The sequence below is a fragment of the Lysinibacillus composti genome (assembly GCF_016908465.1).
Lineage (GTDB): Bacteria > Bacillota > Bacilli > Bacillales_A > Planococcaceae > Ureibacillus > Ureibacillus composti_A.
Map to the genome: position 1 here is coordinate 26,047 of NZ_JAFBDY010000010.1, position 17,151 is coordinate 43,197.

General features: G+C 38.5%; 17 protein-coding genes. 12 read left to right on the forward strand and 5 right to left on the reverse strand.

All coding sequences use genetic code 11. The annotated features are described in order from the left end of the window. Positions 1-9 precede the first annotated feature (9 nt). On the reverse strand, positions 10-1,686 hold the full coding sequence (locus JOD29_RS11755; RefSeq protein ID WP_124765203.1) for a putative bifunctional diguanylate cyclase/phosphodiesterase: 1,677 nt from the start codon (positions 1,684-1,686) through the stop codon (positions 10-12). A gap of 288 nt (positions 1,687-1,974) precedes the next feature. Continuing rightward, positions 1,975-2,157: an aspartyl-phosphate phosphatase Spo0E family protein gene (locus JOD29_RS11760; RefSeq protein ID WP_124765205.1), complete on the reverse strand. Its 183-nt coding sequence runs from the start codon at positions 2,155-2,157 to the stop codon at positions 1,975-1,977. A gap of 401 nt (positions 2,158-2,558) precedes the next feature. On the opposite strand from JOD29_RS11760, the gene JOD29_RS11765 reads away from it, so the two are divergent. Both JOD29_RS11765 and JOD29_RS11770 read left to right on the forward strand, forming a co-directional pair. After that, positions 2,559-4,052, forward strand: a complete 1,494-nt coding sequence (locus JOD29_RS11765) for an amidase (RefSeq protein ID WP_124765207.1) — start codon at positions 2,559-2,561, stop codon at positions 4,050-4,052. Between the two features lie 392 nt (positions 4,053-4,444). Beyond that, positions 4,445-4,927, forward strand: a complete 483-nt coding sequence (locus JOD29_RS11770) for a DUF5983 family protein (RefSeq protein WP_124765209.1) — start codon at positions 4,445-4,447, stop codon at positions 4,925-4,927. A 126-nt stretch (positions 4,928-5,053) separates the two neighbouring features. On the opposite strand, the gene JOD29_RS11775 is transcribed toward JOD29_RS11770, so the two are convergent. Further along, positions 5,054-5,911, reverse strand: coding sequence for a dimethylarginine dimethylaminohydrolase family protein (locus JOD29_RS11775; RefSeq protein ID WP_124765211.1), 858 nt, complete (start codon positions 5,909-5,911; stop codon positions 5,054-5,056). A gap of 297 nt (positions 5,912-6,208) precedes the next feature. Between JOD29_RS11775 and JOD29_RS11780 the strand changes: the two genes are divergently transcribed. From JOD29_RS11780 to JOD29_RS11805, 6 genes are all read left to right on the forward strand, one after another. After that, the gene (locus JOD29_RS11780; protein WP_239585688.1) at positions 6,209-6,346 is read left to right on the forward strand and encodes a hypothetical protein; all 138 of its coding nucleotides are present in this window, start codon (positions 6,209-6,211) and stop codon (positions 6,344-6,346) included. Between the two features lie 166 nt (positions 6,347-6,512). Beyond that, positions 6,513-7,028 carry an ORF6N domain-containing protein gene (locus JOD29_RS11785; protein ID WP_158610569.1) on the forward strand — a complete coding sequence of 172 codons (516 nt, stop codon included), beginning with the start codon at positions 6,513-6,515 and terminating at the stop codon, positions 7,026-7,028. 21 nt (positions 7,029-7,049) lie between these two features. Continuing rightward, positions 7,050-7,880: a conserved phage C-terminal domain-containing protein gene (locus JOD29_RS11790; RefSeq protein WP_124765217.1), complete on the forward strand. Its 831-nt coding sequence runs from the start codon at positions 7,050-7,052 to the stop codon at positions 7,878-7,880. An 87-nt stretch (positions 7,881-7,967) separates the two neighbouring features. Continuing rightward, on the forward strand, positions 7,968-9,284 hold the full coding sequence (locus JOD29_RS11795; RefSeq protein WP_239585694.1) for a replicative DNA helicase: 1,317 nt from the start codon (positions 7,968-7,970) through the stop codon (positions 9,282-9,284). A gap of 4 nt (positions 9,285-9,288) precedes the next feature. After that, entirely contained in the window at positions 9,289-9,813 is a 525-nt protein-coding gene (locus JOD29_RS11800; protein ID WP_124765221.1) for a hypothetical protein, read from the forward strand. Positions 9,814-9,927: 114 nt separating this feature from the next. Further along, a complete protein-coding gene (locus JOD29_RS11805) occupies positions 9,928-10,422 on the forward strand; it encodes a DUF2269 family protein (RefSeq protein WP_124765223.1) in 495 nt (164 codons plus the stop codon). A 66-nt stretch (positions 10,423-10,488) separates the two neighbouring features. On the opposite strand, the gene JOD29_RS11810 is transcribed toward JOD29_RS11805, so the two are convergent. Then, complete coding sequence (locus JOD29_RS11810; RefSeq protein WP_192894225.1) at positions 10,489-11,181, reverse strand: TerC family protein; 693 nt, start codon at positions 11,179-11,181, stop codon at positions 10,489-10,491. A gap of 399 nt (positions 11,182-11,580) precedes the next feature. Here JOD29_RS11810 and JOD29_RS11815 point away from each other — a divergent pair, with 399 nt between their 5' ends. The 4 genes from JOD29_RS11815 to JOD29_RS11830 all read left to right on the forward strand — a co-directional run bounded on the left by JOD29_RS11815 (position 11,581) and on the right by JOD29_RS11830 (position 15,145). Then, on the forward strand, positions 11,581-12,084 hold the full coding sequence (locus tag JOD29_RS11815; protein ID WP_124765227.1) for a DinB family protein: 504 nt from the start codon (positions 11,581-11,583) through the stop codon (positions 12,082-12,084). A gap of 554 nt (positions 12,085-12,638) precedes the next feature. Beyond that, positions 12,639-13,514 (forward strand): ADP-ribosylglycohydrolase family protein, encoded by an 876-nt coding sequence (locus tag JOD29_RS11820; protein WP_124765229.1) that lies wholly within the window; start codon positions 12,639-12,641, stop codon positions 13,512-13,514. A 2-nt stretch (positions 13,515-13,516) separates the two neighbouring features. Then, positions 13,517-14,116 carry a class I SAM-dependent methyltransferase gene (locus JOD29_RS11825; RefSeq protein WP_124765231.1) on the forward strand — a complete coding sequence of 200 codons (600 nt, stop codon included), beginning with the start codon at positions 13,517-13,519 and terminating at the stop codon, positions 14,114-14,116. A 222-nt stretch (positions 14,117-14,338) separates the two neighbouring features. Continuing rightward, a complete protein-coding gene (locus JOD29_RS11830; protein ID WP_124765233.1) occupies positions 14,339-15,145 on the forward strand; it encodes a YitT family protein in 807 nt (268 codons plus the stop codon). 407 nt (positions 15,146-15,552) lie between these two features. Here JOD29_RS11830 and JOD29_RS11835 read toward each other — a convergent pair whose 3' ends face one another. Further along, positions 15,553-17,019, reverse strand: a complete 1,467-nt coding sequence (locus tag JOD29_RS11835; protein ID WP_124765235.1) for an AraC family transcriptional regulator — start codon at positions 17,017-17,019, stop codon at positions 15,553-15,555. Between the last annotated feature and the right edge of the window lie 132 nt (positions 17,020-17,151).

Genomic DNA, 17,151 nt, shown 5'->3' on the forward strand with positions numbered 1-17,151 from the left:
TTTTTGTCATTACACGAATGATAATTTCTCTAAAAATTTCTTTTCCATCTCTTTACTTGGTACCGGCTTACTTAAGTAATAGCCTTGAATCATGCCTATACCGAGAGATTGGATAATATAAATTTGTTCTTCTTCTTCCACGCCTTCCGCAACGACGGTTAAGCCGCGACTAGAAGCAATCCGACTTACGGATTTGACAATCTCTCTTTTGGTTTTATCGCAAATATCGTTAATAAACGATTTATCGATTTTAACAAAGTTAATTGGGAGAGTACTCAAGTAACTTAGCGAAGAATACCCAGTTCCAAAGTCATCTAATGCAATGGTAACGCCAATTTCTTGTAATTTTTTTAGTTTATTGAGCGTATCGGTTAAGTTTGTGATGGCCAAGCTTTCTGTAATTTCTAGCGTTAAATATTGTGGGTCCAGTTGATTCTCAATTAATATCTCTTTCACCAATTCAACAATATGATTGCTGATGAGTTGCTGGTTCGATAAATTAACTGAAATCGAAATATCGTGCCCCTGGTTTCGCCACTTTTTCGTTTGCTTACATGATTCCCTTAATACCCATTCACCGATTGGTACGATTAAGCCTGTTTCTTCCGCTAAGGGGATAAAATCAGCAGGGGAGACAAACCCCTTTTCTGGATGATGCCAACGAAGTAATGCTTCCACTGAAACAATTCGATTTGTATTTAAATCAAGCTGCGGCTGGTAGTATACTTCAAACTCTTCCTTTACTAACGCTTTTCTTAGGTCATTTTCTAACGATAATTTAAAGGAAATTTCCTCGTTCATCGCCTTCGTGAAGAATTTATAATTATTACGTCCCGTTTCTTTTGCTTTATACATCGCTAAATCTGCGTATTTAATTAAGTTCTCCGCATCCAGTGCATCCGTTGGAAAACAACTAATCCCGACACTTGGCGTACAGTGAATTTCCTTTCCATCTAAAATGAAAACAGAGGACAATAGCCCAAGGATTTTATTCACCGTAATCTCTGCTTTATCGGGAGATACATCTTGAAGTAATAGGATAAATTCGTCGCCCCCTTGACGAGAGACAATATCCTTTTCTCCAACAGTACGAACGATTCGATTTGAAACTTCCTCTAAAAGAAGATCCCCCATTCGATGACCATAACTATCATTAATCATTTTAAAACGATCAAGATCAATAAACACAACTGCAAACTGCTTCTTATATTGAGTTGCTTCATTAATCACTTGTTCCATAAGGATGTTGAAATAATTTCGATTAATTAGTCCTGTCAGCATATCATAGTGAGCCAAATAGCGAATCTCTTTATTTGCCTCTTCTAACTCTGCTGTAGATGGGATTCTTAAAAGTCTAGGCATAATGGACCAAACCATGATTGCTGTAATGATAGAAATCGTTGCGGTTAGCCCTGCAGCAATGGTTTGAATAGATTGTAATGGCTCAATTGACATTAAATGTGGTAAAACATGCAATGCATGTGTAAATCCACAAAGTAGAATAAACAGAGTAAAACAAATATAAATCCATTTAAATTTTACGTGTTTCCGTTTCTTCATAAAAAATAAAATGGCGAGTGGAATCGTGAAATAAGCAAGGCTAGTCAATAAATCGAAAAAGGTCCTTATTGAGAAATGGGATGTATGTGTAGAAGCAATGACAAGGCTATTTAATATTTGACTCATTATATTAGGTTCTCCTTCTGAGCTGTTCAGTCATAGATAAGCCAAAAGTTCTGATACCGGCTATTTTTATATGCGTTTTTTTAAATATTAATAAAGCGCTACTACTAAATATAGCGGAAATTTCATCCATTTTTAAGGGCGGAATTGCATAAACACAAAATGCGTGTCTGTTACTCTAGTAATATCGGTTGTTTCCTTCATATTTGAACTAAATTAGCTGTTAAAATGTTGCATGTAATAAAACGCTTGCTTCTGTGCTTATTCGATACTCAAATAAATGTTACCGCGTTACTTTAATTTAATCTGATAAAGGGTATTTAATATACGGTCTAACTCTTGACTGCATTGGATGGTGTCGGGGTGAGAAAGTCCTTTTTGGGTGCCAAGGTTAATCATACGAGCTTGCATTTTCATAAATTGATGCTTTAAACCTAATAAAGATAACTCTTCAGTAGTTAAAATCTCTACCATAATTTTCTCCTATTATTTTCAATTTTTTAAGCACTTTTCCTATTATAGTACAATGCTTGTGAATGTAATATAAATTTTTAAACGATGACATATTACATATTGGAAAAATTTATCTCATTCATATTTATTAAATTTTTCTCGTGAATATAGCTTGTGGTTGGTTCGAGAGTGAAGCTTAGTTATTAGTTTAAGAAGGCGAGAACGATTTGCGCGATAAAAATAGGGGATTTTTTTATTCTAATTATTTTGAAAATTAGAAATATAGGAGTAGAATAATAGAGGGAATGTAAAATTGCACCATTTCCAGATGTAATCCTCTCAATGTAAAGTTTTTTCGAATAAATGAGACAAGCCTTTTGAAAGAAAGAGATTTGATCGGATGAAAGTGGAGGAGGAATAGGATGAAGTTGGCAATGAATTGGAATGAATGGTCTACTTATGATGCAGTTGGTCTGGCAGAGCTAGTACGCGGAGGGCAGATTACACCAAAAGAGGTGGCACAGCAGGTAAATCGTGCAATCGAGGCGGTAAATCCTGAGATTAATGCGGTTATTGAGGTCTTTGATGACGCGGTCAATGAACCTGAGAAAGATGGAACCAACCTAGATGGTGTTTTTGCTGGCGTGCCATTTTTGATGAAAGATTTAGGCCCTACAGTTAAAGGGCGCCTTCAGGAGATGGGGTCTCTGCTGATGCAAGGGAATCGTCCTTCATCCGACAGTTATCTCACAAGTCGTATCCGCCAAGCGGGACTAAACATTGTTGGACGTACGACAACACCGGAATTTGGCTTATGTAGTTCAGCCGATAATCCGGATGTTTACGTAACACGTAATCCATGGAATCTTGACTATACAACGTGCGGCTCGTCTGCAGGTTCTGCAGCTGCTGTTGCGGCCGGAGTAATCCCTATTGCTCATGCGACGGATGGGGGAGGTTCGATTCGAATACCTGCCGGGGTGAACGGCAATATCGGGTTGAAGCCGTCCCGTGGTGTACTTTCGGTTGCTCCCTATAGTTCAGACTTAATGGGCGTAGTATCTGCTCAAGGATGCCAATCTCGTACAATCCGCGACACTGCAGCCTTTATAGACAATTGTAGAGGTGGAGCGCCTGGGGAATTCATGCCTTATTGGATGCCGTCAGAGTCATATTCAAATCTTATTCAACGTGATCCGAAAAAGCTTCGTATTGCGGTTTCCCATGAGTGGGGGAATTACAAGTCCACGCCGCACATTGTGGCCGAATTAGAACGTGCGGCAAAATTCCTTGAGGGACTGGGTCATCATGTTGAGTGGAAGTTGCCGAATATTGATTTCCATGCCGCTTACATGGCCCAAACCGAGTGCTATATTATGAATTTTGCCCAAACGATCATCGGTCTGTTAGAACAAAAAGGATTAGAAAAACCGCCAGCGGATCTAATCGAACCAATGTGTATTCGCGTCTGGGAAGAAGGACGTTCCGCATCCTATACGCACCGAGCAAAAATGCAGTCAGCATTCAACGACACGTCTCGTAAAGTAGGTGCCTTCTTTGAAGATTGGGATATCATCCTTACCCCAACAATGGCACTACCGACACCATTAGTTGGAACGAAGGAGTACCTAACAATTAGCGATAACCCGTCCGTCTACGATTGGTTCGAAAACCTTTGGAGCATCTTCTCCTATACGCCGATCGCCAACCTTTGCGGACTTCCTGGCATCTCGTTGCCGATGGGTCAGCTTGAAAATGGACTACCACTTGGAATCCACGCCCTTACTCGACAAGGAGAAGATGGACTCCTTCTGCAACTAGGCGCTCAAATCGAACGTGCCCTAAATGGCAAATGGAACAACGGCCGCACACCTGGAGTTCATGTAACACGGGACGTGGGCTCCTTGTCCCATTAAAAAGGGGACAAGGGGACAGGTCCCTCGTCCCACATGTAAATACTGGTTATTAGCGGATAAATATTGCTGATTTAAAAGACTAGGACATAGATTCCTAGTCTTTTTTTAATGAAAATTACCTATAAGTGGTACTACATGGATTAATAACTTGTAGTACCTTTAATTACGCCTTTATCTCACCGATTTGCCCTTTATAATTAGGTGTATAGCAGGGCGATAGAACAACGCCACGTACAAAGGTGTACTACATAGTAATAAGTAATTTAAAAAAGCATACATATCAAACTGCGAAAAGTAATTGCAGCAATTTTAAGTAGCTTATGATTTTAATAGCGTTATCAGAGCTGCAGCGTAATAAAAATAAAAGGACAAAGATTGGGGACTTAACCAGAATGCTTAAAATTGATTTACACACTAACAAAGTTTTAACTTTATCAACAGCTCACATTACACTTGATACAGCGGTGTACATCCTTGATTTAATAGAACAAGGAAAAGAAACAGGTTGGAATGAGTTAGTCATTTACGATAAACCAGGAAGTGGCTGGATGATTAACACAAGTGACGTTGAAGATGAAGAAATGGTCGTTTCAGAAGAAGCAACTCCTATGCTGCCATTGGAACTGTTAGATTTACTAAGACTTGCACAAGATCATGATTGCGAATGGTTGTGCTTAAATCGTTATATCGAACCTCTTGAAGGACTTCCAGTGTTTGATTGGGCTGAGGAAATCAACCCTGAACAAGACCCTTCGAAAGAAAGATACGCTCACACAATGTACTATCATGAATTTGAATTCAGTTCAATTGAGTTAGATGAAGAAGATGAAAGTGAAGTAGAAGTTGACGCGGAGTTAGGAAACTTACCTCATTAAGGTCGTTTTAGGGACGAGGAACCTGTCCCTACTGTCCCAAAACGGAGAAGCATAGATTAGTATGCTTTTTCCGTTTTTTTTGTGGACTGGGACATGGGGGACAGGTACACTGTCCCACCATATGACTTACGCTTCTCTTAAGAGAGGGAGCGTGCAGCAGCGGAAAGAGCCACCAGATTTAATAATTTCTGTGATATCGACTTCAATAACTTCGAAGCCACGGTCACGAAGCTGTTTGTTAACATTTTTATTAACAGGCAAGCTTAGGACCCGTTTATTGCCAATAGACAATACATTTGTACCTAACTGAAATTGTTCCTCTTCCGAAACTTCAATTAAATCATAACGTGAAGAAAAAAGTTCTATGTCCTCTTTTGTTAAAGCTTTTGGATAAATAAGAGCAACTTCAGGTGATACAACATTAAATACACAATCTAAATGCAGGTATTTTTCTTTAAAAGGGATCGGGATCACATTAAATTGATTTAACAGACGTTGTAGTTGTTCAGCTGCTTTTGCATCTGTCCGCTCGCTAAGTCCCACGTAAATGGTATTCCCATCGATCACAACATCGCCGCCTTCGATGCGTTCCTCGACTAAATTATAATAAGAGATTTCTTCGTCTTCTAGCCATTGCTTTAAAACGTCTTCTTCTCCTTCCCGGATATCCGTTGCCATTTTAGCAACAAAAATGGTTTGTCCTAATGTGAAACCAATATCCCGAGTAAAGACCTGTTCAGGATATTTCTTATGATAGGGTAGTAAAATCACTTCAACGCCGTGATCCTTTAGTGTTTTGACAAATACATCATGTTGCTCAAGCGCGCGTTCAATATGAATCCCTTCTTTTTTAAAATGCTTTTGGGTTTCATTAATAACATCACGGATTGTCATATATTGTGGCTGACAAAGGATTACGCGTTTCAATGTATCGTATTCACTCATACAATAAGTTTTGTTATTTGTCTCTGGACGTTCTTCCATAAATCGTGCTCCTTGCTTCATTTAGTTAGGTTTACCAGGTTAGGTTTTCCTAAAGAATTCATGATTATTACATGAGGATTGGATTTTAGGGACACGGGGACAGGCACCGCGTCCCACTCATGGGTTCCTGGAGAGAAGAGGAGGTTAGGTTGGGCGTTGAGAAAAAATCGGAATATGCCAGTTTGAGAAATAAATAAAACTTATTAAATTAACGGGATTATATTAGAATTATTTGATATAGTAATAACGGAAATTTGGGAACAAGAAACGTGTCCCTCGTTTCATGGAGGCGATCAATTGAAAAATAAAAAACTACTTATTACAGTATTCGTCATAGTGGTAATCATAGCTGGACTACTTGACTTAATGTTTAAAGGATTATTCTATCAAATGTTACCCGAATCAATTCAGTCCATCGTATCGAATATCTTTTAAGGGACAAGGGGACAGGTACACTGTCCCAAACTTCAAGATGATTTTGGGACGAGGAATCTGTCCCCACTGTCCCAAAACGGAGAAAGCATAGATTAATATGCTTTCTCCGTTTTTTATTTATGAAATTAACCACTCAAAAAGCACCTTCCCAGGCAGGGAGGGTTCCTTGTCCCATCAAGAAAATTCTGGGACAAGGAACCTGTCCCTGCTGTCCCAAAAAAATTTTTTCCCAACATGTCTCTTTTTCTCTTCTAAAACACTATATAAGACGTTGAAGGCAGCTGTTGATAAAAAACTGCCTGAAAATGGAGGGATGCAATTGGATTATCAAGGTGAACGTGTGTTAACGACAAAACGTTTGGCCGCAATGTATGAAATCACACCAAATACTATTCATCAAATCTATTTACGGCATCGAGATCAGTTTGAAGAAGGTGAACACTTTTATGCGCTGACAGGGGAAGAGTTGAAATCTTTTAAAAAATTGTATCAAGACGAAGTTGAAAAGTACGTAGCTTCACTTTATTTATGGACGGAAAAAGGAGCGCTCCTGATTGCTCAAACTCAAAGTGGCCCGCAATCATGGCAGTCTTTTAGTCGATACGTCCATTACTACATGGAAAAATCAGATGAATTAAAGCAATCCGTAGAAGGAATAAGAAAAATCTTCAACCTCAAATAAAAAATCGAAAGGCGGATTAACATGACAAACTTATTAACTAAAGAGACACCGTTGCTATTATTACCACAGTTAGCAGCAACGTTTGGAACAAATGAAGCTGCCGTTTTACAGCAGCTCCATTTCAGGCTGCAGCAATCACCATTAAACTATGACGGCTATACATGGTACAACCATACCTATGCTAAATGGAGAAAACAGTTTCCCTTCTTGTCAGAGAGGACGCTTCAACGTGTGTTTTCAAAGCTAGAGCGAGATGGTTTTATTATCTCAACCAATAAATATAATCGTATTCGAACAGATCACCTGAAGTGGTATCGCATTAATTATGAAAAACTTCAGAAACAAATCCCAGATCTTATTGGAGACTTCACTTTTATCAATGAAAGTGGCGTACTTTGTCATACCCATACAAGTCAAAGTGGAATGCTAACACGTCAAGTTGTCGATGGATGCCACGACAAAGTGACAAGACAAATAAGAGACTTTAAAAAAGAGAAGAAAAAAGAAAATAACATTGTCGAGAAGAATCTCGACTTTGCCTCTCAAGTAATCGATTACTTAAATCACAAAGCCGAAAGGAATTTCAGAGTGAACAGTAAAGCGACGCTAAGGCTCATTAATGGAAGAGCACAAGAAGGTTACACACTCGAGGATTTCAAGAAAGTGATCGATGTCAAAGTTAGGCATTGGAAAAATGACCCAACGATGACACTTTACTTAAGACCAAGTACGTTATTTAACCCAACAAACTTCGAAAACTATTTAAATGAATTTAACTTGAACAACCAAAAACCGAAAAAACGGATCATACAACCATTTGAGATCGACTACTCGGCCGGAGAAGATTGGTAGATTTTCAGAGTGATCGTCACTCAAAAAAATCCAACAAAATAAAATCGTTTGAGTGATTGACCTAAAAGAAGGGAGACACAGCTTGTGATGAAAACAAACTTGAGTATTGAATTGTTAGAAAAAGCGTTACTTGGTACTATGCTTGAAGAAAACTATTTAATTCAAGATGCGGGATTACGAATGGAAATGTTTGAGCTTCAAATTCACCGCTCCATTTTTCACGCAATGCAACAGATTGCAAACAACCGTAAACCAGTTGACCCCCTCACAATTCTCACTAGGCGTGAGCCTCAAGAGGTAGGGGGTGCCAACTACCTAGCAACTCTCAAATCCTTCGCAAATGTGGAGAAATTTGAATCCTACTTAGAAATCGTTATGGATTCTTGGCGAGAAAGGGAGAAACAAAGAATTTTAGTCCTGGCTCAAACTGAAAACTGGCCCGTCGAAAAGGTACTTGAAACGCTTGATTCCTTGCAGGGCAACACGATCCTAATGAATACAAATCTCACACCAACGTTAGTCGAACAATCCGAAAGACCGTACATAGAAAAGGTAAATTCAAATCTTGTCCCTGTAACCCTTCCAAACCTGAAAAATATGATCGATGGCTTTCGACAAGGAGAGTTAACGATTATTGCGGGAAGACCGTCAATGGGGAAAACGGATGTCATGAATCACTTTGCCTTAACAGCAGGCGAAAAGGGATTCTTACCGATTATCTTTTCGCTAGAAATGAGTCGGGAGATGTTAATTGATCGAATGATTGCGGTTTGTGGGAAAATCAATCGCACCAAAATGCGTAATCCGTACCATCTCTTCTCAGATAAACAAAAAGAGCAGTGGATTCATATCCTAAATGAATTAAATAAGAAAAATATTCAAATTGATGATCGTGGTGGTCTAACGGTGTCTCAAATGCGGGCTCAAGTAAGAAGACTCATTCATACCTATCCTGATAAAAAGCCGATTGTCTTAATCGACTATCTGCAAATTATTTATCCAGAAGAGATGAACGGAAACCAAACTCAAACGAATATTATTGGGCGAATCAGTTCGGACTTAAAAAGGATGGCAAAAGAGTTTGATTGCCCGGTAGTGTGCTTAGCTCAACTGAATCGTTCGGTAGAAGCACGGCAAAACAAACGTCCTCTTATGAGCGATCTTCGGGATTCAGGAAATATCGAACAAGACGCAGATGTCATTATCCTGTTATACCGCGATTTGTACTATGAACAACAATCAAATACAAGTCACTTTGACGATGAAAGCTTAAATAACCAACCCGTGCAACGAACCGCAAAAGGTCTAGAAGAACTGGAACTAATCATTGCCAAAAACCGAAACGGCCCAACTGGTATCGTCATCGCCCATTACAATAAATTAACAGGTCAAATTAAGGAGTGAAAATATGGAAAGGCAAACAGTGAGTAGCTTATATGAAGATGCAATGCAATATGATGTTCCGTATCTCGCTTATTTTATTTACTTCGCGATCACGAAGGGGAAAATAACCATGGAAGACGATGCGTCAAAATTAGATGACATAACCTTAACTGAACAAGAACAAATCGAATTTGATGAAATGCGTTCTAAAAATACACTTAACCTTCGACCGAATCAACTATATGCCATCAAGCGCAGCGCGGAACAATATGTATTCTACTTCGCCCAAAATGCAGGGGAGGCGCGGAAACTTCATTATCAACTTTACGGTGAATGGGTCTCCAAGCTGACCAACGCCCATAATCAAATGATGGACAAATCCCTCTACTTCCCAGAAACCAACGAAACCCAAACATTCCGAGAGCTACTACACGACACATGGGAATTCCCATGTCGTGTATGTGAGCTAGGGACAGGGGGACAGGTTCCTCGTCCCAATTTTCGGGACAAGGAACCTGTCCCTCCGTCCCAAATACAACCACAGACCTAGAACCAATTAAGCCCACAGCTCATTATAAGATCGCTTTACCCCAACTATAATAAACAATGCAAGAAGTCATAACGCACTCAATATATTGCAACCATACAGTTTGGAGGAAAGAACATGAAGAAAATAGGGCCTAAGAAAATGAAATGGTTAAAAATCATCCACGTGTTTCTAGTCGTATTATTTTTCGGTGGTATTTTAAGTTCGTTAGCGCTAAATTTACATATTGATTTAACTAATTACGAAGAGTCCTATCTTATTTATAAAAACATTATCATCATTAGTGACAATATCATTAGATGGGGAGCCGTTGGAACATTACTAGTTGGTTTTATCTATGGATTTTTCACGAATTGGGGCTTTTTCAAACATCGATGGGTTGGGGTAAAATTTGTTCTGTTTATCATTCAAACAATCGTCGGTATTTTTATCGTAGACAAGTTAATGATTGCAAATATGGAATTGTTGGAGACACAAAAAGAAATGGCCTTAAACAATCCAATTTTTATACAAAACCACGAGATCAGACAGTATGCGATTTACTTCCAAGTGGTCGTTACCATTTTCATCTTTATCATTTCCTACATAAAACCTTGGAGAAAGAAAAAATAGGGACGAGGGGACAGGCACCCTGTCCCAAAAAACTTTGGGACAAGGAACCTGTCCCCTTGTCCCATCTCATGTCCCAGTATAACCATTCTCTTTTTTTCCACTTCTAAAAATCTTGACCATTAAGCCTATGTAAATGACCACGATGACCAAAATCCCTTCAAATCGATGGCTATACGCAGGATCAGCAAAGAACCCTTTAACATAAGTATCTTTAACAATCATATCTGCAGCTGTTAATGCCAACACCCCTGAACCAATGACGATAATAATAGGAAACTTCTCAATTAGCTTAATGACAAGAGTACTACCCCATACCACAATCGGAATGGAAACAACTAAGCCGATCACGATCAATAAAATATTCCCTTTTGCAGCACCTGCAACGGCAATGACATTATCAACGCCCATTAAGACATCTGCGAGAATAATCGTCCACATAGCGGCTAAAAGTGTATTGCTCTTTGTATGAACTTCTGGCTTCGAATCACTAATAAGCAGCTTAAATGCAATCAACACCAACAAGACCCCACCAACTAGAAGAAGACCATCAATTTTGAGTAACCGAACAGCTACAATTGTCAGGATTAGACGAACGATAATGGCGCCAATCGTTCCCCAAAAAATCGCTTGCTTTTGTTGTTGCTTCGGTAAATTTTTAGCAGCCATCCCAATTAACAGCGCATTATCACCAGCAAGCACTAAATTAATCATAATAATAGACATTAAACCCGATAAAAACTCCATCGAAAAAACCTCCAACTTTACATCACTCCTATCTTTGCTTCTAAAGAATGTGGGTTACTCATAACGAATGAAACAGTTTGTCTCAAAAAAATATGAATAAAATAAGATACTTAGAATTATTAAAGTAGGGACGAGGGGACAGGTACACTGTCCCACTATCAAAATGACAAATCAAAATCTCTAAAAAAACCCACACTGCCTTTTCTTGCCATCGTTTTTTCGGTCCATCTATCGGAATCTATTGCTTCAAAACGAAATGACCTAGGATACAGACGAGAGGCATTTATGAGACAAAAAACTGTCCTAATATCTCAAACAACGTGGTTTATTGCTAAAATATATAAGTGATACTATTAAGAGCAAAAAAGAAGCAGAAATGGGACGAGGAACCTGTCCCGATATGGAGGAACAAAAATGTATGTCACAATTGCAGACTTTATCAAAGAATGGAAGAAAGAAGCTAACCTAACTCAAAAGGTGTTAGAAGGGTTAACGGATGAATCATTGAATCAAAAAGTTTACGCGGAAGGACGTACTTTGGGCAGAATCGCTTGGCATTTTACAATAAACATTCCGGAATATTTGGCTCATTTCGAATTAAAAGCTGAGCTAGTAGAAAATGCAGAAAATGTCCCAACATCAGCGAAAGAAATTGCGGAAACCTTTAAAAAGCTAAGTGCTGAAGCAGTCCAAGTGATTGAACAACAATGGACAGACGAATCGCTGAAAGAAGTGAAAATCGCCTTTGGCAGCGAAGAAACAAATGCCCAGATTCTAATGGGACTTATCAAGCACATTATTCACCATCGCGGACAAGTAACCGTTCTAATGCGTCAAGCCGGCCTCAAACCATTTGGCGTTTACGGCCCACCAAAAGAAGATTGGATTCACTTAGGTGTAGAAAATCCACCACTTTAATATAGGAAACGACAGGGGAACCCACTTCATTTTGGGTTCTCTTTTTTGGCGCTTAAAATTATCTTGCAAAAGAAAAATACCTCGAAATTGAAAATTAAAACGTAACTTGAAATTGCTCAAAAGATACACTAATTTCTGTCTCAATTGTGTAACAGAAGAACTCATAAATTCAAGAAATACAACATTCAGATTTCAATTATCCGTCAACTAAGTTGATAAAATCGAAAAAACAGCAGAATAGTTTTTCGTGAACTTCTTTGACAAAAAGATGAGATAAAGGATTGGATCCTAGCTAATCAAAATGAGGTTCTTGAAACAATTGTAAATTATTCCAAAAAAGTGGTGAGGGAGCGGCAAGAAATTCTATTGATATAGTGAAGGAAGCGAAAAAACTAACTGATTCGAACTTGCGACTTAAAAATTGTTGACTTAAATGAAATTGTTTAGGATTAGAATAGAATGGTTAATAGGAAGTAGAAAATCGTAAATATGTATAGACGCTAGAGATATCTAACCACAAGGTCAAACTTTATAAAAGACAGGAGAGGTTTCAATTGTTAGATAAAATTCAAGGTGGCTTGATTGGCGTAGCAGTTGGCGATGCTTTGGGAGCGACAACAGAGTTTATGACAAAAGATGAAATTAAAGCGCAATACGGGAAAGTAACGGAGATTATTGGTGGTGGCGTTTGGGGATTGGCACAAGGTGAAACAACCGATGATACGGCGATGACACTAGCGGTTGTGAAAGGAATCATGGCGAATCCAAACGACCCGATCGAAGAAATAGGTAAGGAATTTTTACTTTGGGAAAAAACCGATCCTGTCGATATCGGCATCACCATTCGAACAGTTTTTGGAAACTATAAGGGTGATTGGTTTCAAGCTGCAGAAGAGGCACACCATCAATTAGGAGGGTTAAGTGCAGGGAACGGCACGTTGATGAGGTGTTTGCCGATTGCCTTAGCCTATTCAGAACAAACGAAAATCGATGAAATATCCATCACTCAATCCAAAATGACCCATTACGATGACTTAGCATCCGAAGCATGTGTCATCTATAATCGAATTGCCAAGCGTCTCCTGGAAGGTGAATCGCTTCATCAAGCCATCCAAACAGAAATCAAGCATACAAGATATGAATCTAATTATGAAGCAGAACCAGATTGCCCACCGGACGGGTATGTTGTGCATACGATGAAATGGGTGTTGTATTGGCTGACAAATTGCGAAACGTTCGAAGAGGTTGTCGTAGGTGCCACAAATGCGGGACATGACAGCGATACAGTTGCCGCCATTGCAGGGGGCCTAAAAGGAATGGAGGTTGGCTATCGTAATATACCCGCGAAGCTCTCAAATGCATTACTAGAACAAAGATCCCTTCTAGATTACGCAGAGAGATTATATGAAATAAGAAACAAGGAATGTTAGTTATGGCCACTTACGACAAAACCCTAAACTACTACAACACCAACGCTGCATCATTCACATCTGACACAGTATCAGTCGACTTCGATGAAAAGCAACATCTACTCCTGAAATACCTTCAGCCAGGTGCACAAATTTTAGATTTCGGTTGCGGGTCGGGTAGGGATAGTAAGGTATTCATCGAGAAAGGGTACCAAGTGACAGCGATGGATGGATCCCCGGAGATGTGTAAAGTCGCGAGTCACTACATTGGACAAGAGGTGATTTGCAAGAAGTTTCATGAATTAGATGAACAAAACAACTATGACGCGATTTGGGCATGTGCATCGATTCTCCATGTTCCATCAATTGAATTGCCTAAGATGATCGAAAAGATTGGCACAGCGTTAAAGCCAGGCGGCTACTTCTATGTCTCATTTAAATATGGGGACTTCGAAGGGGAGCAAAACGGTAGATACTTCACATACTTAACGGAAAACACATTCGAAACGCTACTCGACCCGTTTCAACAACTCGACATCGTGGAAATGTCAGTAACGGCTGATGTAAGAGAAGGGCGCCAACATGAAAAGTGGTTGAATGTTGTGGTGAAAAAGGAAGATTAACAAAGGGAGACCTGGCCAAAACGGGAATCCCTATTTTTCATTCTTTTTTATTTTAAGTAGGGACCTATCCCCGTCCCCCTTACTAATAAAAAGTAGGATAGTCGGGCTACAAAAAAGTGAAAATAGTTGTGAGAGTGAGTTTTTATTCATTTGAAAAAGGCGATAATGATACAACTATCACTTAGGATCGAGCATTAGTTTACTGTAAGGGGGTTCAATGTTATGAAATATGTTACTGCCATCGTAGGTTCATTAATTATTGCATTTGCATTTAATTTTTTTCTAGTTCCGTATGAGATTTTAAGTGGTGGAATTAGTGGGGTTGCAATTTTGATAGGGTTAGTTACTCCCTTTAATATAGGGTTAATTAATTTCTTACTTAATGTACCATTACTTATTCTTGGATATTATAAGCTTGGAAAAACAATTACGATGAATACGCTCATTTGTGTTGGATCACTTTCGTTATTCTTATTCATACTACCAGTGGTTCCAGCGACTCATAATATCCTGTTGTCGACCATCTTTGGAGGAATCATTAGCGGCATTGGAGTAGGACTGATTTTAAAATATTCAGGTACATCTGGTGGATTGGATATCATCGCCATTATTATGTCTCGAGCAACTAATTTTAGTGTGGGCCTCCTTCTAACTGGGATGAATGGTATCATTGTTCTGGTCTCTGGTGCTGCATTTGATTGGGAAATCGCGTTATACACACTTCTGTCGATTTATTTGTCGGGGTTAGTAATCGATCAAATCCACACAAATGACATAAAAGTAACGATGCAGATTGTCACTTCTAAAGGTGAGCTCATACGAGAGGATTTGTTGAAGTCAATCTACCGTGGAATTACCATTACAGAGGGATACGGTGGATATACAAAAGAGAAAAAGCAAATTTTAATGATGGTCGTTACACGGTATGAAACACTTCGAATAAAAGAAATCGTCCTTAAGCATGATGAACATGCATTTATCAACATATTTAAAACAGTTGAGGTAGTTGGTGTTTTTGTTAAGAATTAGAATGGTTCAAGTTGTAAATGTAAGACAAGAATTTGGTTGGTACCACGCACAAATAAAAAGCCAGCATATCCAGACGAATGTTAAGCGTCATCGCACGGTTATTCTAGATAATCTACTCAGGAAAGCATTCAGCAATCAAGGGTGAACCCAGCCTATAATTAGACTGGGTTCGTTTTTTAATTCTGCGTTTTTGCTATAAGTAACGAGGCACATCTCTTCACCCTAGTTAAATAAGACCGCTTCCATCTCTAAACTCCGTATCGACAAACGTACAATACCTTCCTACTTGTTAACCCCATCGTTGTTACGTATGACTGTCTATTTCTATTAAACTGGGACAAGGAACCTGTCCCTGTGTCCCATCCCATTATGAGTGGGATAAGGAACCTGTCCCCATGTCCCGCCCCTTAATCCCGTCGCATTTTCCGATAGCGGTAGGGTGATTGACCTGTATAGGCTTTAAATGTTTTTGCGAAGTAATTAGGGTCTTCAAAACCACTGATTTGTGCCACTTCGCTGATGGTAAAGTCCGTCTCGACTAAAGTCTTTTGCGCCTGTTGAATACGGAATTGCTGTAAATAGCGTTTAAATGGCACACCATGATGTTTACTAAAAATCGTACTTAAATAGTTAGAGGTAATGCCTAACTGGTACGCTACCTCAATTAAAGATAATTTCATATTTTTATATTGTTGTTCAATTAGATCCGCTGCTAGTTCTGCGTAATTGGCTTTGAGTTCAACTTTTGTATCGGATGCAAGTTTCATTAAAGCTTGTGTAAATAGGATAATCTCTTGAATGATGGTGTACAAAATAGGATATTCCAAAATAATGTGAAATAATTGGCGATAATTTTCTTCTATTAAAGCCTTTTGATGCAAATTGTATTTCAACATAAACCGTCGAATTTGTGCTAACACACTGGTTAAATGGATCCGAATAGAATCTTGCTCGTAATAAGTTCCTTCCACCGATAAACGGTAGAGAAACTCTTTGATATTTTGTATATGATGATTTTCTAGGCTTTGTATCCACAGCTGTTGTTCTTCAGGCGTTAGTAAAGGGTCAAGAGGCTGGGGTGTCAGTTTCTTGCTAGTATAAAATATATTTTCAAATCCCTTGTAGAAACGTTGGTTTAAAGCATATTTGGTTTCAACATAAGTAGCACTTAATGGTATTGGAGGACCATCATAGATTGCCACATTAATAAAACTGCCACTCATCATATTCCATTCTCTTATTAATGTCCTTGCCTTTTTCTCAAATTGAGATTTCTCCACATATTCAGAAATACAAATAATCCGTTCCGATAAGGGGTAAATTTCCAGACCTTCAAAAACGGGGGTTTCCTTTAACCAATTATATAAAGTTATCAAATCTTTTAGTTGCTCCGGCTCAATTAGGAAAAAGAGCTGCTGATTGTCTGGAAAAGTACTTTCGCTGTTTAAAAATAACCGTAAGTAAAAGTCACTAGGAAATTCGCGATTTACAGGAAAATCCACTTCCATATTTCCTCTTTTTGAAGAAGTATTAATTAAATACTTTAACTGATTTAAATCCACAGGCTTAACGAAAAAATGAGTGACTTGCATTTCAATTGCCTTTAAAGCGTGTTGATACAATGGCTCAGACGTAATGGCAAAAATTTCAGTTCCATTTCTTCTAGCTGAATTAAAGAAAGCAACGTCATGTTGATGCTTCACTAGATCAATTTCTACTATGATAATGTCCGGTTTAATTTGTTGATAAGCCTGATAAAGCTGATCAATGGAATGAAAAATATATAAATCTACCTTATTTAATAAATAGGATTTTAAATACCACTCAAACCCTTTCGCCTCCGAGTGATCCCGATCAATGATGAAAATATTCATATTAACCTCCTTAAAAAAACCAAGAAAATTATATTATTTCTATTATACAAATAAACTCTGTTAAAAAGTATATAAAATTACTCTTTTACATTTCTAAATTCTATATTTTCTGAAAAGGAAAAATATTATGAT